The sequence below is a fragment of the Bacillus sp. JH7 genome (genome assembly GCF_001563515.1).
GTDB lineage: Bacteria > Bacillota > Bacilli > Bacillales > Bacillaceae_G > Bacillus_A > Bacillus_A cereus.
Map to the genome: position 1 here is coordinate 291,290 of NZ_LPUS01000011.1, position 24,649 is coordinate 315,938.

The window sequence follows — 24,649 nt, forward strand, 5'->3', positions numbered from 1 at the left end:
GAGGGTGGCAACTTTTATTTGTTGATATAATTTTACGTCCTAATGTTGGAGAAGTAATCAATCACGAATTCACGGAATTGCTGAGCTGTTTTTGATAAGTAGCGTTTTTTTGACCAACTTAATCCGATGGTTCGCTGACAATTTGGTTCAATAATACGCAACTTGCTTGATGCTAAAGTAGAGTTTTTTAATAAAGTTAAACTTGGAACAAAAGCGATGCCGAGACCTTGCTTAATGAGGTCGCTAATCACGGTCGGTTCATCTACTTCAAAAGCAATATGCGGAGTGAAACCAGCTTCTTTGCAAAATTCATCCGTTAAGTGTCGAAATCCATAGCCAGTGTTCATACTAATAAACGGTTCGTTTTTTACTTCATGCAGGTGGATATTTTTTCGGCCTGATAAACGATGGCCTGAAGGGACGACTAAGAAAATTTCTTCTGTAATAAGTGGTTCCCAAACAATCTCCTCACCTTCAATTGGCACAGAGGAGATACAAAAGTCAATTTCTATATTATCTAGTTGTCGTTTCATAGAAGGAGTGGATGCAAGAAATTGTTGGAATCGAACGTTAGGATGTTCTAGTAAAAAAGAGCCAAGTAGTTCTGGTAATATTCTTGGAATAGAAACGGCCAGTGTAATAGAGCTTTGTTGTAATTCGGCTAAATCTTTAATTTCTCGTTGCCCTTCACTTAATTCATGAAAAATACGTTCTACTCGTTTTAAAAATACTTTTCCGAAAGAATTTAAAGTAATCTGTCGGCCTTGGCGATCAAATAAAGGGACTCCTAAATCCTTTTCGAGTCTAGCAATTGTTTTGCTGAGTGAAGGTTGCGCGATATGCAATTCTTCAGCTGCCTTTGTCATGTGTTCTAGTCGTGCAACTGTCTGAAAGTATTTTAACTGGAGCAGTTCCATTTCGAGTCTCCTTTCTATAGACCAAAAGGAATGAATTAATAATTAAAGATGTATTATACAGTATGTAAAGTGACGTGTATAGTAAATCTGTTAAACCATTCGAAGGGTGTTAAATTAGAAGAGGAGTATGTTTCATGAAGGGAATTAAACTTATATTTAAAGATTGGAAAGCGATGTGGCACCATAAACATGGACGTATCGCTTTAATTTTTTTATTAATCGTTCCGTTAATTTATTCAGGATTCTTTTTAGCTGGATATTGGGATCCGTACGGAAAATTAGATAAATTACCTGTTGCGGTTGTGAATTTAGATAAGGGTGCTGCGATGGATGAAAAAACAATTCATGCAGGAGACGATTTTGTTAAAAATTTAAAAGAGAATAAGGAATTGGCTTTTCATTTCGTATCAGAAAAAAGTGCGGATGAAGGGTTAAAAGAAGATAAATATTATATGGTTGTTACGATTCCGGAAGATTTCTCTAAAAAGGTAAGTACACTTATGGATGAGAAACCAGAGCCAGCAAAGTTGCAGTACAAAGTAAATCCAGGTAAAAACTTTGTAGCGGCTCAAATTGGAACGACAGCTGTTGAAAATATGAAAACAAAAATCTCAAACAGTATTACGAAATCATATACAGAAGGTGTTTTTTCAAAGTTTCAAGATTTGGCACAAGGGTTGAGTGATGCAAGTAATGGTGCTGAGAAGTTACATGAAGGAACGACCGATGCAAAAAATGGAGCGAATCAGCTTGCGAATGGTATTGATCGTTTAAGTGACGGGACATCGAAATTGAAAGAAGGAAGTGACAAGCTTGCGTCTAGCCAATCTGCCTTAACGGGGGGAGCAAATGAGCTGAGTCAAGGAGCGACATCACTTCATAGTGGTATGGAGTTATTAGCACAAGGTGAAAAAACGTTACAATCAGGAGTTAGTGAATTAAGTGCTGGTACAAATGAATGGGTGAGCGGAAGTGAGAAGCTTGCTGAAGGGCAAGTAAAAGCGGATGGGGCGGCTAATAGTGTGAAACAACAATTAGAAGAGTACGTGAAAAATCATCCAGAAGTGCAGCAAGATCCCGCTTTTCAAAAAATTGTTGCTACGTCTAATGGACTAGCTAAAGCAACAAGTACTTTAAATAATAGCCAACAACAATTGACACAAGGTGCGAAGAAGCTAACTGATGGTCAACATAAGATTGAAGAAGGCATGAATACATTCGGATTTAAGTTAAATGAAGCTACTGCTGGAACGAAAAAGATAGCAGATGGTGCATCGAATTTGGCTGATGGATTTATGAAGTGGGGAAATGGATTTACATCCCTGCAAGAAGGTGTAAATCAGCTTGCGAGTGGTGGAACGGAGCTGAATAACGGTGCTAGTAAATTAACAAATGGACTTGTTAAACTTGATGATGGTGCGAAAGAACTTTCTACGAAATTAGGAGAGGGCGCAGAGAAGATAGCGGATGTTCGTAATGATGATGCACGCAATACGATGTTCTCAGAGCCAGTTCAGTTAGTGAAGTCAACAGTTTCTGACGTTCCTAACTACGGTTCAGGCATTGCACCATATTTCTTATCACTTGCATTTTATGTTGGCGGAATTATGGCATCGAATATTTTACCTCTTGGCCGCAGACAAAACATGAAGGTAAGCGGAACGGTACATTTTATTAATAAACTAGGATTGGTATATTTAATTGGACTCATTCAAGCGCTACTCGTAGATGTAGTTGTGCTAGGTGTTATGAAATTAGAAGTCGCAAGTGTGCCACTCTTTGTTTTATCAAGTATTGTTATTTCCTTTACGTTTATGACATTTATTCTTATGCTAGTAACAGTATTTGGTCTTGTTGGAAAGTTCTTAGCGGTAACGCTTCTTGTCCTGCAATTAGCGACGAGCGGAGGTACTTTCCCAGGAGAATTAAACATAGCTGTTCTTAGCAAAATTGGACAGTTTCTCCCAATGTCTCATTCTCTTAGAGGATTACAAGATGTTATTTCTTTAGGAGATTGGTCGCAATTACAAATGCAAATTTTAATATTGTTATGTTATCTCGTTGTTGCCGGTGGAATTGCTTGGATCACGAGTCATATACAGCATAGAGAAACGAATGTAGAACAAGTTTCTTAAAATGAAATAAGCTATCCGATTTTTTCGGATAGCTTATTTTTTATTTGCGTTCCATTACTGCAAAGTAATTATTTTCATTATCAGCAAAGTTGAATGCTCTACCAGTAGGTAAATCTACAACCTGTCCAACTGTGACATTTTTCTCAGAAAGATCTTTATATAGACGGTCTAAGTCATTTGAGAAGAACATAAGTGAAGGCGTATTTAGGTTTAGTTCAGGTTGCATCTTCGCGATTAACGCTTTATCGTGAAGGACGATGCTTGTTCCTGCTTCTTTCGCCGGTGCAATTTCAATCCAGCGGAATCCGTTTCCGTTATTTTCTTCCGCAATGATTTGGAACCCTACTTTTTCTGTCCAAAATTGTACTGTTTCGTCTTGGTTATTTACATATAGCATAATTTGTCCAACTTGATTAATCATAGGTGTCTCTCGCTTTCTTTTTATATGCGTATTATTATATCAAATATATGGCTTGAATAGTTTTTTATGATTTTTTCGTAATACAACCTTCGTCCATTTCATCTTTGTTGTAGGAGAAGGCCCTGTAATCCAAGTATGAAATGGTATTGTGCTACAAATGACCATTGTTGAAATAGAGATAATGGCCGTTAACACAAATAGTAATAGGGCATATAATATAGTATTTTCTTGCAGTGTGAATAAGGAAAGAAGTTTTGTGCATAGTTGCAAGAAGAATAAATGAGCTAAATAAGCACCATACGTGTAATTACCAATGAAACGTAACGTTTTATATAAGAAACCACGACGCTGTACTATCATAATAGATAACACATACAGTATGATAATTTCGCATACGATATATAAAAACATAGATGGTTTTAAATAGGTAGAAACAGTTAAATGAATAGAGTTTGCTCCGTAAAAACTAAACAACTCATAATTGATGAATAAAAATAAGATGAAAAATAATATTGTTATAAGCGGGATATGTTTCATGACGAATAGACGCCAAGTTTTTAGTGCTACAGCGGCAATGCCGCCCATAACGAAATAGAATGAGTAGAATAGAAATGATCGATCTGTATAATGTAAAATTGTTGAACTTGTTAATTTTTCTCCATTAAAAATATAGTGAGAAGAGAACCACATTAATAGAAAATATAGGCAAGCGAAAAAGGTCATATATTTATATATGTCTTTTTTATTTTCTGTTCGTTTTTGAAACCAATAAAAAAGTGTGCATAGTAAAGGGAACAATAAGTGAATTTGGAACATCATAATAACGTACCAAAGATGGGGAGCGGCTGTTCCGAGTAATAAACTTTTTATTCCACTTTGTAACGTAATAAGATTATTTGTTGTTAATAAGTAAAGAATAGACCAAAAGAAATAAGGAATGAGTAAGTGTATCGCTTTTTCGGAAATATATTCTTTATATACTAATTGCTTTGTATAGTGACGAATTAAGTGAAATCCAACGATAAATATGAATGCTGGTGCTGAGAATTTTGCAAGATTAAATAGCATGCCCATAATGAGGGATTGCTCAAGTAAGACATTTCCTTGATTCATTGTATATAATAAAGAACTTTGCAAAACGACAGCGAGAAATGCAATGCTTTGCAAAACTTTAAATTCTGGTGCGCTTTGTGTCATTGTGTCCATCTCCTTTTCCATACATGATTATAGTACGGAGAATGGATAAGAGGTGTGGAATATTTGTGAAGGTTTTAACAAATTTGTGGCGGAATGGATTAACAACAAAGAAAGAGGATGCTCGTTTGGAGCATCCTCTTTCTATTTATTAAGCAAATTTGTTTTTGATCCAGTTCTTACCTTCTACAAGGCGAGCTGTCATTACGGCACAAGCGTTATCTGCTGTTACGTTTAACATCGTTGCAGGAGGATCAATGATTGTACTGATTGCTGCGATAATTGGCAATGCTTCTGGCGGGAAGCCATATAAAGAAACGATTAACATTTCACCAATCATACCGCCGCCTGGAATAGCGCCCATTACTGTTCCTACTAATAGAGAAACAACAAGTGCGATTGCTAATGTTTTCGGTCCTTCGAATTCCATGTTGAAAATACCGAATAAGAAAGCAATTTTTAATACGCCGCCTAAAACAGAGCCATCTTTATGAAGAGTAGAACCAAGAAGGACAACTGTTTCACGAACGTCTGAAGAAATACCCATTTTCTTTGTTGCTTCTAAGTTTGCTGGAATACTTGCGGCACTACTACAAGTTGCAAGTGATGTAACTGTAGGAGAGACCATGTTCTTCCAAAATACTTGTACACCTTGTTTGCGACCTGCAAGGTATGCATAGAATGTGAAGAATACAAAGAAATAAATGAGAGAAGCAGGATAGTATACCATTGCTGCTCGGAAGTAAGTTCCAAGAAGTTGTGGTCCGAATTCGCCAACTAATGCTGCGAAGTAAGCAGCAAGTCCGATTGGAGCGTAGTACATAATGAAAGATACAACCTTCATTGAAATCTCTGCACCAGCTTGTAGGAATGTAGCAAATGGCTTTCCTTTTTCGCCAACTGCTGAAGTTGCAATCCCCATTAAGATAGAGAAGAAAATAAGAGCTAACATATTTTCACGAGATAGTAACTTCGAGAAGTCAGATACTGTTAAAATACCGACGATTTGATCTGCAACACTAACAGCTTTGCCGGCTTTGTCAGGTTGTGTTAGTTCTAGTACAACACCTTGTGCTGGCGGGAATACTTTCACGACAATAATCATAAAAATAGCAGCTAAAATACTTGTAAATAAGAAAGTCCCAGCCATACTAGACATAATTTTACCGAAACGTTTTAATCCATCCATATTAGCAATAGACGATGCGATGCTAAAGAACACTAGAGGTACAACAATCGTAAACATTAAGTTTAAGAAAATGTCACCAAGCGGCTTTAAAGCAACTGCATCGGCACCCATGAAATAACCAATGAAACCACCAATTAGGATAGAAGATAACAAAATAAGTGGAAAGCGATATGCCTTCATAAATATATCCTCCTATCAATTAAAAAAATCATACTGAATTATTATAGCGAGTTAGCGTCCTCTTTACTAGGAGAATACGGATAAATGGAATAGCGTGAAAACGAAGAAATTTTTGTTTTTAAGCTCGGCATACAGCAGGAAATCTAGACATATATATTTGTAACCTAGTGGTGGCAAGGGATGCACCATAACTTAGGTAGAGAAAAAGGGGGAGGGAAGCGGGATGAATATTTTACTTTGCTGTGCAGCGGGAATGTCTTCCAGTTTGATTGTTACAAAGATGGAGAAAGCAGCAGAGGCAAGAGGGATAGAAGTAACAATCTGGGCAGTATCAGGTTCTGAAGTGAATAGTCATATTGATAAAGCTGATGTCCTTTTACTTGGACCGCAAGTACGTTATTTATTACCGAAAATGAAAGAACTATGTAAGGATAAAGGGATACCTGTTGATGTCATTCAATCTGTTCATTACGGACTTTGTAATGGAGAAGCTATCTTGCAAGCAGCTTTGTTAATGAAACCATGAGGAGAGTGGGATAGATGATACGGTTTTTAGAGAAGTATGTGATGCCGGTAGCAGGGAAGGTTGCAGAGCAGAGGCATTTACAAGCAATTCGAGATGGAATTATTTTAACGATGCCTTTCTTAATTATTGGATCGTTTTTCCTCATTATTAGTGCACTGCCGATACCGGGATATAACGATTTTATGGCAGGTTTGTTTGGGGAGAATTGGCAGCGAGCTTTAGGGTATCCAGTTAGTGCAACTTTTAATATAATGGCTTTAATAGCTGTTTTTGGAATCGCTTACAGACTTGGAGAGTATTATAAAGTAGATGCTTTAGCATCCGGGGCATTGTCGCTTGTGACGTTTTTACTTGCGACTCCATTTCAAGTTGCATATATTATACCAAGTACAAAAGAAAGTGTACTTGTAGAAGGCGCTATCCCAGCTGCATTAATGGGAAGCCAAGGGTTATTTGTAGCAATGATTATTGCACTTATATCTACTGAACTTTATCGGTTTATTGTACAAAAAAAGATAATTATAAAGATGCCAGAGACAGTTCCACCAGCTGTCACGCGTTCATTTGCAGCACTTGTTCCAGGATTTATTGTTGTAACAGTTATTTGGATTTTACGCTTAATTATAGAAAATACTTCTTTTGGCAGTATCCATAATATTGTAGGACAAATTTTACAGGAACCGCTTAGTGTACTTGGTGCTAGTCTTTGGGGCGCGATAATAGCAGTTATTCTCGTTCATGTTCTTTGGTCTTGTGGAATTCATGGTGCTACTATTGTTGGTGGTGTAATGAGCCCCGTTTGGTTGTCGTTAATGGATCAAAACCGAGTTGCTTTTCAAGCTGGGCAAGATGTACCAAATACGATTACGGCACAGTTTTTTGACTTATGGATTTATATGGGCGGTTCTGGTGCAACGCTTGCTCTAGTTGTCGGAATGTTACTATTTGCACGAAGTCAACAATTAAAAAGTTTAGGGAGATTGTCAATTGCACCTGGTATATTTAATATTAATGAGATGGTAACTTTTGGTATGCCGATTGTGATGAACCCACTTTTACTAATTCCATTTATATTAGTTCCAGTCGTGCTAACAATTGTTTCTTACTTTGCAATGGAATGGGGATGGGTTGCACGTCCGAGTGGGGCCGCTGTACCTTGGACGACACCTATTCTTTTTAGTGGATATTTAGGATCGGGCGGGAAAATTTCAGGTGTTATTTTGCAACTTGTTAACTTTGCGCTAGCATTCTTCATTTATTTACCGTTCTTAAAAATATGGGATAAACAAAAACTGGCGGAAGAAAAGGGGGAGTAAAGAACTACAATGGATACGATAGAGACGAAAGCTTTTCATTTAATCTTGCATGGGGGAAACGCGAGAAGTTGTTCAATGGAAGCAATTGATTGTGCGAAGCGTGGGGAGTTTACAGAAGCTGAAGCTAAATTACAAGAAGCACTAGAGGAATTAAAGGAGGCGCACCGCGTACAAACGGAGCTTATCCAGAAAGAGGCTGGTGGCGAAAAGACCGAAGTTACTCTTTTAATGGTACACGCGCAAGACCATTTAATGAATGCAATTACGGTGAAAGAATTAGCGAGTGAGTTTGTAGAGTTATATAGGAAGATGTCGGTGGATGAATGAACCTTGCTTATGCAAGGTTTTTTTATTTCACTAAATAGTGGGTTAAAATAATGAATTATTTTTCATTGAAAAAGTTTTTTTAGTGTTTTTTCATGTTAAACACAACTAGACGACTAAACACTAATCTATTTTCATACAGTTATGTGTTAAAAGCGTGTTGTTTTATAACACACTGTGTGTTTTTTGGACGACACACTAATTGAAAGCGTTAACACACAAAGAAAATGCTCGAAAAAGCACTGATTTTAGTGGTTTTGAAAAGTTGGCACGCTAATTGCTTTAATAAATAGCGTAAAGAAAAATAAATAAACATAAATTTTTTATACTACACAAGGGGGATTTTCAAATGAATATTTTATTATGTTGTTCAGCAGGGATGTCTACAAGTTTACTAGTTACAAAAATGGAAGCGGCTGCAAAAGCTCGCGGTCTAGAAGGAAAGATTTGGGCTGTATCTGGGGATGCAGTAAAAAACAATATCGACCAAGCTGATGTATTATTACTAGGACCACAAGTTCGTTATATGCTCTCTTCAATGAAAACGCTTGCTGACGAGAAAAACGTTGGAATCGACGTTATCAATCCAATGCACTACGGCATGATGAATGGAGAAGCAGTTTTAGATCACGCATTAACACTTAAAAAATAATTAGGGGGGAAGCGAAATGCAAAAGTTTATTGCATTTATGGAGAAATATATTGTTCCTGTCGCTGGTAAAATCGGATCGCAACGTCACTTAGCTGCGATCCGTGACGGATTTATTGCAGTGATGCCACTTATTTTAGTTGGTGCACTGGCATCACTAATTAATGGTTTTCCATCTGAAGTTTTCCAAGATTTCATGAAAGGTTTGTTTGGTGAAACGTGGAAACAAGTCGGCGGCGGAATGTGGACTGGTTCTTTCGCGATTCTAGCACTAATCATAGCATTTACAACAAGTTATAACTTAGCAAAATCTTACGGCGTTGATGGTTTGTCAGCAGGTATTATTTCATTTGGTGCGTTAATTATTCTTACACCAACAACACCGAAAGAAGGCGGATTGAACTTAGCTTGGACAGGTGCACAAGGGTTATTCGTAGCAATTATTGTGGCACTCCTTGTTACTGAAGTATTCCGCTTCTTTGTACAAAGAAACATTACTTTTAAAATGCCTGATGGAGTACCACCAGCAGTTTTAAGATCTTTCGCAGCTATAGTTCCAGCATTTGTTATCTTAACAGTAGTTGCAGGTATTCAATTAGCAGTGAAATTATCTGGTACAAGTGTTCATGAATTTATTTTTAATACGATTCAATCACCACTGCAAAGTTTAGCAGGGACATTACCAAGTGCAATTATCATTGTAATCCTTGTTCATCTTCTTTGGTTCTTCGGTTTACATGGGCCAAATATCGTTGGTGGTATTATTGAGCCATTATACTTACCGGCATTAGAGAAAAATATGAATTTATTCAAAGGTGGTACATCTGCATTTGATGTTCCAAATATTATTACAAAACCATTCTTTGATACTTTCGTATACCTTGGTGGTTCTGGTGCGACATTAGCATTCTTAGTAGTGGTATTACTCGTAGCAAAAAGTGCACAATTACGTGGTGTATCTCGCTTATCAATTGGACCTGGTGCATTTAACATTAACGAACCAGTAATATTTGGTACACCAATTATTTTAAATCCAATTTTATTCTTACCTTTTATCCTAACACCAATTGTATTAGTAATTACTTCTTATACAGCTATATCTATGGGGTGGGTACCAAAAACAGTTGTGATGATTCCATGGGCAACACCACCAATTATTAGTGGTTATCTTGTAACAGGTGGACATATTTCTGGTGCAATTCTACAGTTATTCAACTTTGTAATTGCAATGGTAATTTATTATCCATTCGTTGTGTTATGTGACCGTTCAGTTGTTCGTACTGAAAAAGCAGCAGCACAAGGTAATAGTAATTCTTTACCTATGTAACATAGTAATTGTTCTCACAGGCAACAGTGTCTGTGAGAACAATTACCTTTATATCATGTTCAAAAAGATGAAAAACATCTATATGAACACTAAACTATCATTAATAAATTCATACTTTAATAGACATGTTCAAACTGAAGGGGTATTTAAATCGGTTGAACCTTATAGAGAGGGCGGTAATTATGATGACTACAGCAGAACAAATTCCATTCCAATTAATTTTAAATAGTGGTAACGCACGAAGCTTTGCGATGGAGGCACTTCAATTTGCCAAACAGGGGAAAATGGTAGAAGCAGATGAAGCGATGGTAAAGGCGAAAGAAGCGATTAATGAAGCGCATCATTTCCAAACAGAGCTCATACAATCAGAAGCAAGAGGAGAAAAAACAGAGGTTAGTGTTCTTTTAATTCACGCACAAGATCATTTAATGAATGCGATTACAGTAAAAGAATTAGCAGCAGAGTTTATCGATCTTTATAAAAAGTTTGAAGCGAAAGGGGAATAAAGCATGACTGGAATTAAAATTGCTACAATCGGCGGTGGATCTAGTTATACACCAGAGTTAATTGAAGGATTTATTAAGCGTTATGATGAGCTTCCTGTTCGTGAAATTTGGTTAGTAGATATTGAGGCAGGAAAAGAAAAGTTAGAAATCGTTGGTAACTTAGCGAAACGTATGGTGAAAAAATCAGGTTTACCAATCGAGGTTCATTTAACACTTGATCGCCGTGAGGCATTAAAAGATGCAGACTTCGTAACAACACAACTTCGCGTTGGGTTATTAGAAGCACGTGCAAAAGATGAAGCAATCCCGTTAAAATATGATGTAATCGGTCAGGAAACAAATGGTCCTGGTGGTCTATTTAAAGCGTTGAGAACGATTCCTGTTATTTTAGATATTTGTAAAGATATGGAGGAGCTCTGTCCGAATGCATGGTTAATTAACTTTGCAAATCCAGCTGGTATGGTAACAGAGGCTGTCCTTCGTTATACAAATATTCAAAGAGTAGTTGGTCTATGTAACGTTCCGATCGGAATCCGCATGGGTCTTGCAAGATTACTTGAAGTAGATGCAAGTCGTGTCCACGTTGATTTCGCAGGTTTAAATCATATGGTATACGGACTAGATGTATACTTAGATGGCGTAAGTGTAATGGATCGTGTGTTAGAGCTTGTGACAGATCCAGAAAAGCAAATTACGATGGAAAATATCGCAGCGCTTAACTGGGAACCAGACTTTATTCGCGGACTTCGTGCAATTCCATGTCCATACCATCGTTACTACTACAAAACACGTGAAATGTTAGAAGAAGAGAAAGAGGCTTCTGTTGAAAAAGGTACACGTGCAGAAGTAGTAAAACAATTAGAAAATGATTTATTTGAGTTATATAAAGACCCGAACTTAGATATTAAACCACCACAATTAGAAAAACGTGGCGGAGCTTATTATAGTGATGCAGCATGTAGCTTAATTACGTCTATTTACAATAATAAAGGTGATATCCAGCCTGTTAATACACGAAACAACGGAACAATTGCAAGCTTACCACATGATTCAGCTGTTGAAGTGAACTGTATTATTACGAAAGAAGGCCCAAAACCAATTGCAGTTGGAGATCTTCCAGTACCAGTTCGCGGTTTAGTACAACAAATTAAATCATTCGAGCGCACAACAATTGAAGCTGCTGTTACAGGGGATTATCATAAGGCGCTGCTTGCTATGACAATCAATCCACTTGTACCATCAGATAAAGTTGCAAAACAAATTTTAGATGAAATGTTGGAAGCACATAAAGAGTATCTTCCACAGTTCTTTAAAAAGGTAGAGAAGTAAAAGCGGCGCTATTTAGCCCGCTTTTTTTATTCTATTAGGAGGTATTATGATGATTAAGTTAATTGTAAATGCAGATGATTTCGGTCTTACAGAAGGTACAAATTACGGCATTATTGATGGGCATATAAATGGACTTGTAAATTCAACGACGATGATGATGAATATGCCAGGAACAGAGCATGCGGTACGCTTAGCGAAAGAGTATAACCTACTCGGAGTAGGCGTACATCTCGTATTAACAGCAGGTGAATCACTTCTTGGAGACGTACCATCACTTGTAGGTAGCGACGGATCGTTTCATAAACAAAGTGTTGTAAGGGAAGGGAATATAAATCCAGAAGAAGTTGAGAGAGAGTGGACTGCTCAAATTGAGAAATTCCTATCTTACGGATTAACACCAACTCATTTAGATAGTCATCATCATGTACACGGATTACCGATCTTACACGATGTTCTTGAGAGATTAGCAGCTAAATATAATGTTCCAATTCGTCGTTGTGGGGAAGATAGAGCGGTGCATCCATTTTCTGATGTATTTTACAGTGACTTTTATGCGGATGGTGTGAAGGAAGATTACTTTGTGAAGTTAAAAGAAAGAGTACAAGGTGAACAAACGGTAGAAATTATGGTTCATCCAGCTTATATTGATCCAGAGCTTGTGAAGCGTTCTTCTTACGTAATGGATCGTGTGAAGGAATTGCGTATTTTAACAGAGAGTGAGTTGCCTGAAGGGATAGAACTTGTGAAGTTTTAATAGAAAAACGACGGCTACATCATGCCGTCGTTTTTTATTTATAAAATGGATAGAATATATCCGCCAAATGCCCCGAGTATAACGATAACCCAAGGTGGTGTTTTCCAAAAAGCTAGTAAGCAAAAAAGAAGCGAAGCGAAAACGAAATCTGAAGCATTCATAACTGTACTCGTCCAAATGGGATCGTAAAAAGCGGCAATTAAAATACCGACAACAGCGGCATTGACTCCAAGTAGTGCGCCTTGTATGAATGATATTTTTCTCACGCTGTTCCAAAATGGTAAAACACCAATAACGAGTAAGAAAGCAGGGAGGAAAATTGCAATTGTTGCGATTGTTGCCCCAAGCGTCCCGTTTAACACTGCTCCTATATAAGAGGCGAATGTAAATAGTGGTCCTGGTACTGCTTGTGTTAATCCGTATCCAGCTAGGAACTGTTCTTTCGTCATCATGCCGTTTTGTACGAACTCACCTTCAAGAAGGGGCAGCACGACGTGTCCTCCTCCAAATACAAGTGCGCCAGAGCGATAGAAACTATCAAATAAAGCGATGTAATAAGAGAACGGTCTTAATATTGGTAGCAGTAGTAATAGTCCAAAGAATAAGACGAGACAAGAAACTGCTATCTTTTTTGAAATAGGTACTCTTATATTTTGAGATTGGCTAATTGGTTGGTTGCGATATAAAAACCAACCGATAAAGCCACATATTATAATGAGGATTACTTGCGTCCAGCTACTTGGCCATAATAAGGCGATTGCGGCAGTTACAATCGCAATCGTCGCACGGTTGCGATCTGGAGTTAACTTTTGCGCCATTCCCCATATGGCGTGAGCGACAATAGCGACTGCTACAAGTTTTAGTCCATGAATCCAGCCAGCACTCCCAAGATCGAACTGATTAAGGAATGAGGCGAAGAAAACTAAAACAAGGACAGACGGTAAAGTGAATCCAATCCATGAAATAATAGCTCCTAAAAGCCCGCCCCGTAATAATCCAACCCCCATACCGACTTGACTGCTGGCAGGACCGGGAAGGAATTGACATAGTGCTACTAAATCTCCATAGCTTCGTTCATCCATCCATTTTCTTTTTTGCACGTATTCGTGGTGGAAATAACCAAGATGAGCGACAGGACCGCCGAATGAAGTAAGTCCTAATTTAAATGAGACGAGAAAAATCTCTAATAATGTGTGAAAGGTGTGTTTGTTTTTTTTCAAAATAACCTCCTAGAATGTTTTTGCTATGTGCATTATACAAGAAGTGGTAAAGCAAAAGGAACAAATCTAATGTAAAGATTTTGTGAATCTTTTCTTTGTAATTAAAATTGAAAAAGTCATAAATGATTATGTCTAAACCATAAAGTAGTAGAAGTAGTGCTGGGAAATTTATATAAGGAGAATGCCTTATGACAACACATTTCTTTGCCAGGTTAACAGGTAAGAGGGAAGTGCCTCCTGTAAATACAGAAGCTTTTGGGGTAGCAGAGTTTATTTTTAGTGATGATTTAACGAAATTGCATTACAGAGTAATACTAAAAAATATAGAAAAGGTTACATCGTGTCAAATTCATTTAGGGAAGTCTACTCAAATTGGTCCTGTTGTTTTATATTTGTATGGTCCACTGGAGCAAGGGATTAGCTTGAACGAGGGAAGTATTACTGGTGTAGTGAATGTGGAGGATTTTGAGGGACCTTTACAAGGGAAATCATTTGTACATTTACTTCAAGAAATTATTCAAGCAAATGTATATGTTAATGTCCATACGAAATCACAAAAAAGAGGAGAAATAAGAGGGCGAGTTAGAAAAGTAAAGAAATAGAGGAAAAGGCTGTCCATATGTTGGAACAGCCTTTTCTCATTATATAAGGTGCTAGTTTTAGCAATTATTGTCGGTAAATCGATATATTTTGAAAATCGCTGATATAATATGAGTTACGCCGATATATTTTGAAAATCGCTGATATAATATGAGTTGCGCCGATATATTTCAATAATCGCTGATATAACTCGCGTTACGGTCGATATTTTTAAAAACTGCCTCGATTAATTTTTCACAGGTTGATTTTTAATAAAGAAGTCCATAACGTAAAATACTTCGTCATCTGGTATTTGTATTTCAAATGTATTTTCAATTGGTTGCAACGCTTTTTTTACTTTCATATACATCCAGTACTCATCTTGTCTTCTTTTCTCTTTATCAGGGTGAGGAAGAAGGCTTTCTCCTTTTTGAAGACGGTCAACCATACAGCTCATATGCAGAATAACACCCATTAAGCTATCAGGAGTTAGCTGTAAGGAAATTAATTCTTGGATTGTATTTAATGCGTAACGAATTGTTTTGATTAGTAATGCTCCATCGTTACGCTGCATTTGTTGTTCAAGAATATCCGCCATTTTTGCATATGTTTCTTCATACGTAATTAATTCTTGAATGGGCTGAATCGCTGTGTAGTTTACGATGTCTTGGAAATGATATGTTAAGCATGGTACTTGCACATCGAAATTCGTGACGATACAAATGATGTTACGCTCTTTTTTTATGTTCTCAATCATTTTCGTTAAATCTTTTTCATGGACGATACTAATCGGAATAATTTCAATTAAGTCTTTATCAAATCGTAAATAGTTCTCTAACATTTTTTGAATAGCTAAAGCACTTCCTTCACCAGTTAAGCAAGCTGTTAAAATAACAGATTTCATTGGAGAGAGAGGTTTTTTCTTTTCTTCTTGTACGTTTAAGTAAAATGGTGTTAAATTTTTTACTGTTTCATACAGCGCATCTAATGAATAACCGAGCTGAGCTTTTCGAGCTGCTTCTAGTGCGTGTGGTGTGCTCGTCATCGAGAGAACACGTACAGGGATTTTGAACTCCGTTTCTAATATGTCACCGATATAAGCAAGTGACCCCATATCGACAAGTAAGAGAAGCCCATTTACATTTTGTAGTGTTTTCATATACACTTTCACACGTTCCAAGAAATCTTTCGGTGATTCGTGTAACGGCATATCAATACCGGTTACTTCCTCAATGCCGAGAAGTTCGTTTGCGACGTTTGCCATTTCAGTTGCGATGCCATTACCGTGTGCCAATATTAATACTTTTACTTCTGTTTGTGAGGCAGGAATTGGATCAACAACGAAGAACATTGTTAAAAAGCCAGCTTCATCAATAGGCATTGTTATTTGTAATTCTTCCTCCAGTAGTTGAATGCATTGCATAGCTACGGAAAAAGCTTCTTTATATTTCGTACGAATTTGATTTAATTGTGGGTGATGTATTTGTTTTCCGCTTTGTAAACGTTGTAGAGTTGTCTGTACATGTAAACTTAAAGCGAGAAATACTTTTTCATCAAACGTCTTAGATAAATGCTTTTCAGCAAGTTCCGCTATTTTTTCACATACGGAAACGATATTACGATCCACAATTTTAAAAACATTTTCATGGCTTGTTTTTTTTGATATTTGGTTAAAATATTGTACGAAAAAGCTTTGAACATCATTTTCTATTAGTAATTCTAATTCTTCCTCTTCAATACCACGTGCTTGAAGTTCTTCGTATTTATAATCAATATAATCGTAAATAGAAGAGCGTTTTTCATCTTCTGTTTTATGATTACTCCAACCTTCCTCACCTGTAAATACAAATGTTTCATTTGGTATTTGGTATAAGTGACGGCTCTTCCTTTCAATGAACAATCCTTCTTTCATATACCAAGGTAAATCTGTACTTGAAACATAGACAGAATCACGTTTCTTTGTGACCAAATCAGAATAGGCTTTCGCACAGGCAATTTGAACATCTGTTTTTAATTGACCAATGTTATTGGGACAATTGTAAAAGACGAAAGCACGCATTGCATTTGGGCTAACGTGAATGTCTTTTCCCAGACGAATTGCTTCATTTGTGAAAAATAGCTGTAGTAAAGCAAAGCGCTCTTTATGTGTACGCTCACGAAGTGGTGGCAGCGTAACAGTCATTGGTATACGTCTTGTAAATGTTTTTAATAAAAATGAATTTGGTTCTTCTGTTGTTGCAGTAATGATTAATACTTGTGCTTTACGTTCGTTCTCTGTTTCTCCAAGGCGGCGGTATACTCCGCGGTCAATAAAGGTGAAAAGCATTTCTTGTCCCTCTGGAGGAAGGCGATGTACTTCATCTAAGAAAAGAATTCCTTCATGTGCTTTTTCAATTAACCCTTTTTGATCACTTGCTCCTGTATAAGCTCCTTTTTTAATCCCAAATAATTGCCCGAGTAGTAACTGTGGATTATTTGCATAATCAGCACAGTTAAATACGATAAATGGTGCATCTTTGGGAAGCTGTTCAACTTCAATTGCATATTCGTGCATTAAAGAAGCAAACATAGACTTTCCGACCCCTGTTTCTCCCAGTAGTAAAGTATGCATACCGTTTGGAGGATAGAGAATAGAAGCTTTCGCTTTTTCAATTGCAATTTTAAGGCTCGTATTTTCAATTGCAAATGTATCTAATGAAGTTATGTCTTTTGAATGCGTTTCCAACGAAGTGTTCGTTTCTATGTAAAAACGAACAGGTCGCGTATTTGTTTTTAATAAACGTTTATCTTTTACAAGTTTGTTTAAATCGCTACTTACATTGGCGCGATCTAGTTGCAAAAATGTAGCGAGTTCTGATGCGGTTACACCTTCTGTATAATTGCCTTTTTGTATTGCGTTAAAAATGAGATCTATTCGTTTCATTTCTATTCACCTCGAAACTTCATCACTATTTAAAATTTTACACAAAAATGGGAAGGGTGGGAAGAGAAAAATAAAACAGCTTTAGCACATAGGCGCTAAAGCTGTTACAATCTTGTGTCTTTCCAAAAATTCACCTTGAGATGAGAAGAAGGATTATAGGGAAGAAGTTTGTATCCTTGTGACTGTAAATAATCAATTACTTTTGGCAGTATTTGTACGGTTACACTCGAATCATGCATTAAAATGACTTCGACTTGTTCATCACTTTGATTACGTACTCTTTCGAGTATGGCAGAAGGATTGTCATAGCTTTTCCAGTCGTATGTATCGATCGTCCAATCCCACATTTTATACTGGGCCGATACAAGTGCGTCACGGTAATTCTTTTTTAAGTAAGGCATACTACCATATGGAACGCGAACGAGATGTGTATTTAATTTCGTAACTTGCTGGACAATGCTTTGTGTTTGCTCCATTTCTGCAATTAAAGTGGAAGGGTCACCAGTGTAAAGGCGTTTTACATCATGTGACATGCTGTGGAGCCCGATATAATGTCCTTCTTTAATTAATCGTTGCATCGTTTTTGTGTAATGTGGCACTTTTCCACCAATAACAAAGAAAGTTGCTTTTCCGTTCTTTTCTTTTAAGATGTTTAAAATTTGTGTAGTATATTTGTTTGGCCCGTCATCAAATGTTAAGTACGCAATTTTTTGTGTAGGAGAAGTTGTTTCAGTATTTGGATGATATTCAGCAGGAATAACAGTTGTTGCTTCAGTATTAGATGATACGTACATAGTAATCGTTAAAAATAAAATAATACATTGAAATACTCGCTTGATCATAACATTCACCCTCAGTTTGACAATCAAGATGTAAAAAAGAAAACTTGATACTTTTCTTATTATGTATAGCTTTCTCCAATAGAGGAACTCTCAAACAATCTATATTTTGGAAATATAAAATGAGAATAAAAAATAGCATCCTCTTATAAGAAAGAGGATGCTATTTGAATATTTCATAATTGAAAAGGCTATACTACAATTAGTCTTCGCGTTTTTTCACTTTTTTATAAAAGGAAATGATTGGTTTGTAGCGTTCATGTACAAGCCCGATTATTTCAGCGATGATTTCTGTGAAGAAAATCAAAGCGAAAAGAAGAATAATGGATAACCATAACGTTGCACTAGTGAAAATAATGGCATTTACACTAAAGAAAATACCGAATGCGTATATAATTAGTACCGTTTTGCGATGAGAGAATCCCATTGCAAGTAAGCGGTGATGTAAATGCGATTTATCTGGTGCTGAAATAGGTTTTTTATTTACGATACGACGGATGATTGCAAATATCGTATCAAATATAGGTACACCTAAAATGATAATTGGAACGATAAAACTGAATAACGTTACACTTTTGTATAATCCAAGTAACGATATAACAGAAATACAGTATCCTAAAAATAGTGCTCCTGTATCTCCCATGAAAATTTTTGCTGGATGGAAGTTGTAGAATAAAAATCCAATTGTACTTGCTAATATAATTAATGCAAGTGGCAATATAATAGCTGTTCCAGTACCCCATGGGCTAGTGAAGGCCATATATGCTAGCGTTGCAAGTACGATAGATGAAATCCCAGCAGATAATCCATCTAAGCCGTCAATTAAGTTGATTGCATTCGTAATACCTACAAGCCAAAATACTGTAATTGGATAAGCAAGCCATCCAAGTTCAGTATCCCCAAGGAATGGGATATATAATACTTGCACTAATAATCCACTTTTTACAATCATAATGGCAACTAACAGTTGTCCACCGAATTTTACTCTCGCAGATAACTCGTACATATCATCTAAAATTCCGATGATTACAATGATAATCGCACCTAGCGTTATCGATAACATTCTTTGTTCATATAAGCCGCCGACAACAAATCCTACAGCTACACCAATAAATATTGCCAACCCGCCAAGACGTGGCATAATCTTTTGGTGCACTTTACGTGCGTTTGGCTTATCTGTCGCTCCTATTTTAAAAGCTAATTTAATAACTAAAGGAGTAACGACGAGTACAGTGATGAATGATGCCAAAATGGCATAAATCACTTGTGAGTCCATTAATACCCCACCCTTTATAGTCTAACGTAATTTTTTTTTGAAAATATATTTATCTGAAAATTATGATGTTTATTTACAGGCTCATAACATATGGTATCACAAAAAGATTAGAATTCAATCTTTTTTTCTTTTTACGGTTAATGGAAGCGGATAGAATATATGACAATTGTATATAGAATGTTGAATCATATAAGAAGGTTAATCGTACTGGGCTTTGGAATGTAACATTTCCTCTTTTTCTTCAATAGTGAATACTTTTATTTCAGTATTATAAGTGTTGCACGTAGAAATGAGTAAGTTTCATGTTAAAATGTGGGAATTTATCACACGTGACCTGGCAGCCTGATTCTCACTGATTAAGTTTTACTTTATAGTGCATTTAATTTTACAAAAACTTAAAAAAAAGTAAGGGAAGTAATTCATATAATGAAGAAGGAAAAGGGTTTTCTCATTTTTAATATGAGAGGGGGAAGCGCAGGGAGAATTCTAATTTTCATATCTTTTCTATTGTAAATTCCTGTGCGAAAAGGAAATGAAAATTACGATAGTAGGTACTGGATATGTGGGATTGATTACAGGAGTAGGATTGGCAAAATTAGGGCATTCAGTTACATGTTTTGATATAGATGATGAAAAAATTGAACGGATAAAACAAGGGGATTTACCTATTTATGAGGCCAGATTACATGAATTAATAAATTATGCATATGAGAATAATGCTTTAACTTTTACATCAAATAAAGAAGAGGCATTTGATGATGTAGAGTTTATATTTATTGCAGTTGGAACACCACCTTTATTAGATGGGACGGCAGATTTAACGTATATTCAGAGTGCTTGTAACGATATTGGATTATATGCGACGAACGATATTATTGTTGTTACGAAAAGTACAGTTCCAGTAGGCACAAATGATGTAATGAAGGGATGGATTGAGGAGAAGTTAAAAGAGAGGCATACAGTACATATCGTATCGAATCCAGAGTTTTTGCGTGAGGGTTCAGGTATTTATGATTTCTTTCATGGAGATCGTATTGTAATTGGAGCGGATAGTAAGGAAGTAGCAAGAAGAGTAGAGAGTTTGTATAGTCAATTATGCTTAGAAACGTATGTTACAGATATTAAAAGTGCGGAGATGATTAAATACGCGTCGAACGCCTTTTTAGCTACAAAGATTAGTTTCATTAATGAAATTTCAAATATATGTGAGAAGGTAGGCGCGAATGTATTGGATGTTGCCAAAGGGATGGGAATGGATAAGAGAATCGGTGCATCTTTTTTAAATGCGGGCATTGGCTACGGAGGGTCGTGTTTTCCGAAAGATACGAAAGCACTGGTACAAATTGCGGGAAATGTTGCTCATGATTTTCGTTTGTTAAAAGCAGTTATTGAAGTAAATAATAAGCAACAGCTGCTATTGATTGAAAAAGCGAAAAAAGTTATGAACATGAATAAAAAGCGAATTGCAGTTCTTGGCGCATCCTTTAAACCGAATACGGATGATATTAGAGAGGCATCATCTCTTATTATAATAGAAGCATTAATTAATATAGGTGCAGATATTGTTCTTTATGACCCAAAAGCAATTCAATATGTAAAGAATATATTTGGAGATGCTATACAATATAGTAGATGTATAGATGAATCGATTAGAGATGCGAGTGCGGTTTTTATCGTAACAGAATGGGAAGATATTCAAACTTATCCGTTAGAAAAGTACGTACAACTTATGAGGGAGCCTATTTTATTTGATGGGAGAAATTGTTATACTGATGAAGATGTTAAGAAACAAAAGATAGATTATTACTCGGTGGGAAGAAAAAGTATTTGTAATAGAAAAGTTTCTGTTATGCGTTAAAAAGGGATGTACTCATGCATATTTTTATATGTCATAATAGAAGCTGTAATTAGTGAAAGAAAAGAGGCAATCACATGACTGAACGTTTAAAAGTAATGACAATTTTTGGGACACGTCCAGAAGCAATTAAAATGGCACCTCTTGTATTAGAGTTGCAAAAACACCCAGAAAAAATTGAATCGATTGTGACTGTAACAGCACAACATCGCCAAATGTTAGATCAAGTATTAAGTATCTTTGGAATTACGCCAGATTTCGATTTAAATATTATGAAAGACCGCCAAACTTTAATTGATGTTACAACGCGTGGTTTAGAAGGTTTGGATAAAGTAATGAAAGAAGCGAAGCCGGATATTGTACTTGTACATGGTGATACAACAACAACATTTATTGCAAGTTTAGCTGCTTTTTATAATCAAATTCCAGTAGGGCATGTTGAGGCGGGCCTTCGTACGTGGGATAAGTATTCTCCATACCCAGAAGAGATGAATCGTCAATTAACAGGTGTAATGGCGGATCTTCATTTCTCACCGACAGCAAAATCAGCAACGAACTTACAGAAGGAAAATAAAGATGAGTCACGTATTTTCATCACAGGAAATACAGCGATTGACGCGCTACAAACGACTGTAAAAGAAACATATAGTCATCCTGTACTAGAGAAACTTGGAAATGATCGTCTTGTACTTATGACAGCTCACCGCCGTGAAAACTTAGGTGAACCGATGCGTAATATGTTCCGTGCAATTAAGCGTCTTGTTGACAAACATGAAGATGTACAAGTTGTGTACCCTGTTCATATGAACCCTGTTGTTCGTGAAATAGCAAATGAAATTTTAGGTGAACATAACCGTATTCATTTAATTGAGCCGCTAGATGTAATTGATTTCCACAATGTTGCAGCTCGTTCATACTTAATGTTAACGGATTCTGGTGGTGTACAAGAAGAAGCTCCATCACTTGGTGTACCAGTTCTTGTTCTTCGTGATACAACAGAGCGCCCTGAAGGTATTGAAGCAGGTACGCTGAAATTAGCAGGAACAGACGAAGAGACAATCTTTGATCTTGCTGATGAGCTGTTATCAGATAAAGAAGCTCATGATAAGATGGCGAAAGCATCTAACCCTTACGGTGATGGTCGTGCATCAGAGCGTATTGTAGAAGCGATTTTACAGCACTTTAATAAGTAAATAAAAAAGGCCCAATTTCATAGATTGGGCCTTTTTGTTACGGCTGATTGCGCATAATCCACTCTGCATGAGCATTTGTAGAAGGTGGCGGATCAGTTGGTGTTTTATTTTGGTTTGTTGCTTTTTTTGTTTGTTCGTTAGAATTAGAACTTGAATTTGAATCAGGACTTGAGTTGTTTTTTGTAGTTGGTTTTTTTGCTTTTTCTCCTAATTCTTTTTCAATTTCGTTACGCACCGTTTCTACACTGATTGGATCTGGAAGGAAGTAATAAATACCGCCTATCTTTTTGTCTTCGCCTTCAAGCTTTAACGTTTGCATTGTAGAAGGATCAAATCCAGAAAGTTTATTGTAAAGAGCAAGTCCGTCTGAAATAGGAATGTCGGTTTTTATATATTTTCCAACGACAGCTGTTAAATCTTTAATTTTAAATACAGTAGAGGTGGAGTTTAGCTTTTGGGCAACAGCGGCCAGTAATTGTCTTTGTCTAGCAGCTCGACCATAATCGCCATTTGGATCTTGCTTTCGCATACGGACATAAGCAAGTGCTTCTTCACCGTTTAAGTTTTGCTGTCCTTGCTTAAATTGAATTTTTTTGTAGTAATCCACGTCAGAGCGCTCCCAGAAATCGAAGGGTACGTCAACGGTAACACCGCCAACAGCATCAACGATACCTTTAAAGCCTTGGAAATCAATTTTAATATAATGGTCTACAGGAACTTTTAGAAAACCTTCTACAGTTTTGATTGCCATTTCCTCTCCACCGTAAGCATGGGCGGCATTAATTTTGTCTTCTTTTCCCTTTCCGACAATCGGAACGCGGCTATCACGAGGAATGCTCATAAGCGAAATCTTTTTAGTTTTCGGATTGACTGTTGCAAACATTAATGAGTCTGTACGACCATTTTGACCATCTGTCGCATAATCTTCTATACCCATAATGAGAATTGTAAAAGGTTCCTTTGTAATTTCTACATCTTCGTTTCTTAAATCCGATTTTTCACGAGTAAAACCACTATACATCCCCATAAGAGAAGAGTAAGAATTTAACACATAAACTCCTATGCTGCCAAATAAAAATGCGAAAATAAGGAAGAAGAAAAGTTTCCTTCTTCGCTTCTTTTTTATTCTGCTATTTTGGAGATGATAATAACGTTCTTCCATATATAATCTCCTTAGTTCGTTAGTTCATTTGTAGGGAAGTAATTCACTACATTAATCTTTGAAGGTGATAAATGGGTTATTCTTAGATAACATCTTGTTCTAAGTACAACATATCTCCTTCTGTAATTGTACATTTCCCGTTTGTTAATTCAATCATCCAATCTGTAAATGCTTGTTTGCCGTCTTCTTCTACATACGTATCAAATGTGACATTTTCTAGATAATGAATATCTTTAATGGCATATTTTGAATTGCGTAATTCATTTTCCACTTTGCCAAGTAATGTGTAATCAATCTCGGTTTGCATCACACGCATTAGTTTTCGCTGGACAACACCGACATGATTAATGCCTTCGCTTGTACACTTTCCATATGCACGAATTAATCCACCTGCGCCAAGTTTAATGCCACCAAAATAGCGTGTTACGACAACAACGGTATCTTTTAGTCCACGTTTTTTAAGTACCTCTAGCATTGGTACGCCAGCTGTACCGCTAGGCTCGCCGTCATCATTTGCTTTTTGAATATGATCTTGTTCGCCAATTAAATAAGCGGAACAATTATGTGTTGCATTCCAATGTTGTTTTTTTATTTTTTGTATAAATTCTTGAGCCTCTTCCTCAGTCGTTGCTCGGCTAATATAACAAATAAATCTTGATTTTTGAATGACGATTTCGTGTTCGCCGTAGTCTTTGATTGTAAAATATTGTAATAGCACTTGTGTACGCCCCTATCTATCAAAATGACTAGTACTTTCCATTTTAAAAGCGAGCCTTTTTATATTCAAACATTTTTTCTAAATATGCTGAAGTTTTTGGTGAGTATTTTATCTTTT

Annotated in this window: 22 protein-coding genes; 12 read left to right on the forward strand and 10 right to left on the reverse strand. The window is 36.5% G+C overall.

What is annotated here, in order from left to right; translation table 11 throughout:
- Positions 1-32 precede the first annotated feature (32 nt).
- The gene (locus tag AU379_RS18800; RefSeq protein WP_000421940.1) at positions 33-917 is read right to left on the reverse strand and encodes a LysR family transcriptional regulator; all 885 of its coding nucleotides are present in this window, start codon (positions 915-917) and stop codon (positions 33-35) included.
- A gap of 134 nt (positions 918-1,051) precedes the next feature.
- Between AU379_RS18800 and AU379_RS18805 the strand changes: the two genes are divergently transcribed.
- Positions 1,052-3,052 (forward strand): YhgE/Pip domain-containing protein, encoded by a 2,001-nt coding sequence (locus AU379_RS18805; RefSeq protein WP_000676213.1) that lies wholly within the window; start codon positions 1,052-1,054, stop codon positions 3,050-3,052.
- 40 nt (positions 3,053-3,092) lie between these two features.
- Here AU379_RS18805 and AU379_RS18810 read toward each other — a convergent pair whose 3' ends face one another.
- The 3 genes from AU379_RS18810 to AU379_RS18820 form a co-directional block, all read right to left on the reverse strand.
- Entirely contained in the window at positions 3,093-3,473 is a 381-nt protein-coding gene (locus AU379_RS18810; protein ID WP_000610162.1) for a VOC family protein, read from the reverse strand.
- Between the two features lie 39 nt (positions 3,474-3,512).
- Positions 3,513-4,670 carry an acyltransferase gene (locus tag AU379_RS18815; protein ID WP_000194320.1) on the reverse strand — a complete coding sequence of 386 codons (1,158 nt, stop codon included), beginning with the start codon at positions 4,668-4,670 and terminating at the stop codon, positions 3,513-3,515.
- 148 nt (positions 4,671-4,818) lie between these two features.
- Positions 4,819-6,036: a dicarboxylate/amino acid:cation symporter gene (locus AU379_RS18820; protein WP_000649376.1), complete on the reverse strand. Its 1,218-nt coding sequence runs from the start codon at positions 6,034-6,036 to the stop codon at positions 4,819-4,821.
- A gap of 223 nt (positions 6,037-6,259) precedes the next feature.
- Between AU379_RS18820 and AU379_RS18825 the strand changes: the two genes are divergently transcribed.
- The 8 genes from AU379_RS18825 (at position 6,260) to chbG (ending at position 12,767) form a co-directional block, all read left to right on the forward strand.
- Complete coding sequence (locus AU379_RS18825) at positions 6,260-6,562, forward strand: PTS sugar transporter subunit IIB (RefSeq protein WP_001023554.1); 303 nt, start codon at positions 6,260-6,262, stop codon at positions 6,560-6,562.
- Between the two features lie 14 nt (positions 6,563-6,576).
- A complete protein-coding gene (gene celB, locus AU379_RS18830) occupies positions 6,577-7,878 on the forward strand; it encodes a PTS cellobiose transporter subunit IIC (RefSeq protein ID WP_000617782.1) in 1,302 nt (433 codons plus the stop codon).
- Positions 7,879-7,887: 9 nt separating this feature from the next.
- A complete protein-coding gene (locus tag AU379_RS18835; protein ID WP_000379645.1) occupies positions 7,888-8,205 on the forward strand; it encodes a PTS lactose/cellobiose transporter subunit IIA in 318 nt (105 codons plus the stop codon).
- Positions 8,206-8,551: 346 nt separating this feature from the next.
- Positions 8,552-8,854 (forward strand): PTS sugar transporter subunit IIB, encoded by a 303-nt coding sequence (locus tag AU379_RS18840; RefSeq protein ID WP_001023563.1) that lies wholly within the window; start codon positions 8,552-8,554, stop codon positions 8,852-8,854.
- A gap of 16 nt (positions 8,855-8,870) precedes the next feature.
- Positions 8,871-10,178 (forward strand): PTS cellobiose transporter subunit IIC, encoded by a 1,308-nt coding sequence (celB, locus tag AU379_RS18845; protein WP_001168837.1) that lies wholly within the window; start codon positions 8,871-8,873, stop codon positions 10,176-10,178.
- Between the two features lie 182 nt (positions 10,179-10,360).
- The gene (locus AU379_RS18850; RefSeq protein WP_000989058.1) at positions 10,361-10,684 is read left to right on the forward strand and encodes a PTS lactose/cellobiose transporter subunit IIA; all 324 of its coding nucleotides are present in this window, start codon (positions 10,361-10,363) and stop codon (positions 10,682-10,684) included.
- Positions 10,685-10,687: 3 nt separating this feature from the next.
- Entirely contained in the window at positions 10,688-12,013 is a 1,326-nt protein-coding gene (celF, locus tag AU379_RS18855) for a 6-phospho-beta-glucosidase (RefSeq protein WP_000145762.1), read from the forward strand.
- Positions 12,014-12,062: 49 nt separating this feature from the next.
- Positions 12,063-12,767, forward strand: a complete 705-nt coding sequence (gene chbG, locus AU379_RS18860) for a chitin disaccharide deacetylase (protein WP_061139623.1) — start codon at positions 12,063-12,065, stop codon at positions 12,765-12,767.
- A 38-nt stretch (positions 12,768-12,805) separates the two neighbouring features.
- Here chbG and AU379_RS18865 read toward each other — a convergent pair whose 3' ends face one another.
- Positions 12,806-13,987 (reverse strand): chromate transporter, encoded by a 1,182-nt coding sequence (locus AU379_RS18865; RefSeq protein ID WP_050964582.1) that lies wholly within the window; start codon positions 13,985-13,987, stop codon positions 12,806-12,808.
- 188 nt (positions 13,988-14,175) lie between these two features.
- On the opposite strand from AU379_RS18865, the gene exsM reads away from it, so the two are divergent.
- Positions 14,176-14,589 carry an exosporium regulatory protein ExsM gene (exsM, locus tag AU379_RS18870; protein WP_000207046.1) on the forward strand — a complete coding sequence of 138 codons (414 nt, stop codon included), beginning with the start codon at positions 14,176-14,178 and terminating at the stop codon, positions 14,587-14,589.
- A 224-nt stretch (positions 14,590-14,813) separates the two neighbouring features.
- On the opposite strand, the gene AU379_RS18875 is transcribed toward exsM, so the two are convergent.
- The 3 genes from AU379_RS18875 to AU379_RS18885 all read right to left on the reverse strand — a co-directional run bounded on the left by AU379_RS18875 (position 14,814) and on the right by AU379_RS18885 (position 19,604).
- Positions 14,814-17,489: a sigma-54-dependent transcriptional regulator gene (locus AU379_RS18875; RefSeq protein ID WP_000820963.1), complete on the reverse strand. Its 2,676-nt coding sequence runs from the start codon at positions 17,487-17,489 to the stop codon at positions 14,814-14,816.
- Positions 17,490-17,593: 104 nt separating this feature from the next.
- A complete protein-coding gene (locus AU379_RS18880) occupies positions 17,594-18,331 on the reverse strand; it encodes a polysaccharide deacetylase family protein (RefSeq protein WP_000597152.1) in 738 nt (245 codons plus the stop codon).
- Positions 18,332-18,530: 199 nt separating this feature from the next.
- On the reverse strand, positions 18,531-19,604 hold the full coding sequence (locus tag AU379_RS18885) for an MraY family glycosyltransferase (protein WP_000378319.1): 1,074 nt from the start codon (positions 19,602-19,604) through the stop codon (positions 18,531-18,533).
- Between the two features lie 532 nt (positions 19,605-20,136).
- On the opposite strand from AU379_RS18885, the gene AU379_RS18890 reads away from it, so the two are divergent.
- Together AU379_RS18890 and wecB are read left to right on the forward strand one after the other, a co-directional pair.
- Complete coding sequence (locus AU379_RS18890) at positions 20,137-21,462, forward strand: UDP-glucose/GDP-mannose dehydrogenase family protein (protein WP_061139624.1); 1,326 nt, start codon at positions 20,137-20,139, stop codon at positions 21,460-21,462.
- Between the two features lie 74 nt (positions 21,463-21,536).
- Positions 21,537-22,652 carry a UDP-N-acetylglucosamine 2-epimerase (non-hydrolyzing) gene (gene wecB, locus AU379_RS18895; RefSeq protein ID WP_061139625.1) on the forward strand — a complete coding sequence of 372 codons (1,116 nt, stop codon included), beginning with the start codon at positions 21,537-21,539 and terminating at the stop codon, positions 22,650-22,652.
- A 37-nt stretch (positions 22,653-22,689) separates the two neighbouring features.
- On the opposite strand, the gene AU379_RS18900 is transcribed toward wecB, so the two are convergent.
- Together AU379_RS18900 and AU379_RS18905 are read right to left on the reverse strand one after the other, a co-directional pair.
- Positions 22,690-23,814 carry an LCP family protein gene (locus AU379_RS18900; RefSeq protein WP_061139626.1) on the reverse strand — a complete coding sequence of 375 codons (1,125 nt, stop codon included), beginning with the start codon at positions 23,812-23,814 and terminating at the stop codon, positions 22,690-22,692.
- An 82-nt stretch (positions 23,815-23,896) separates the two neighbouring features.
- Entirely contained in the window at positions 23,897-24,532 is a 636-nt protein-coding gene (locus AU379_RS18905) for a YigZ family protein (protein WP_000926665.1), read from the reverse strand.
- Positions 24,533-24,649: the final 117 nt, after the last annotated feature.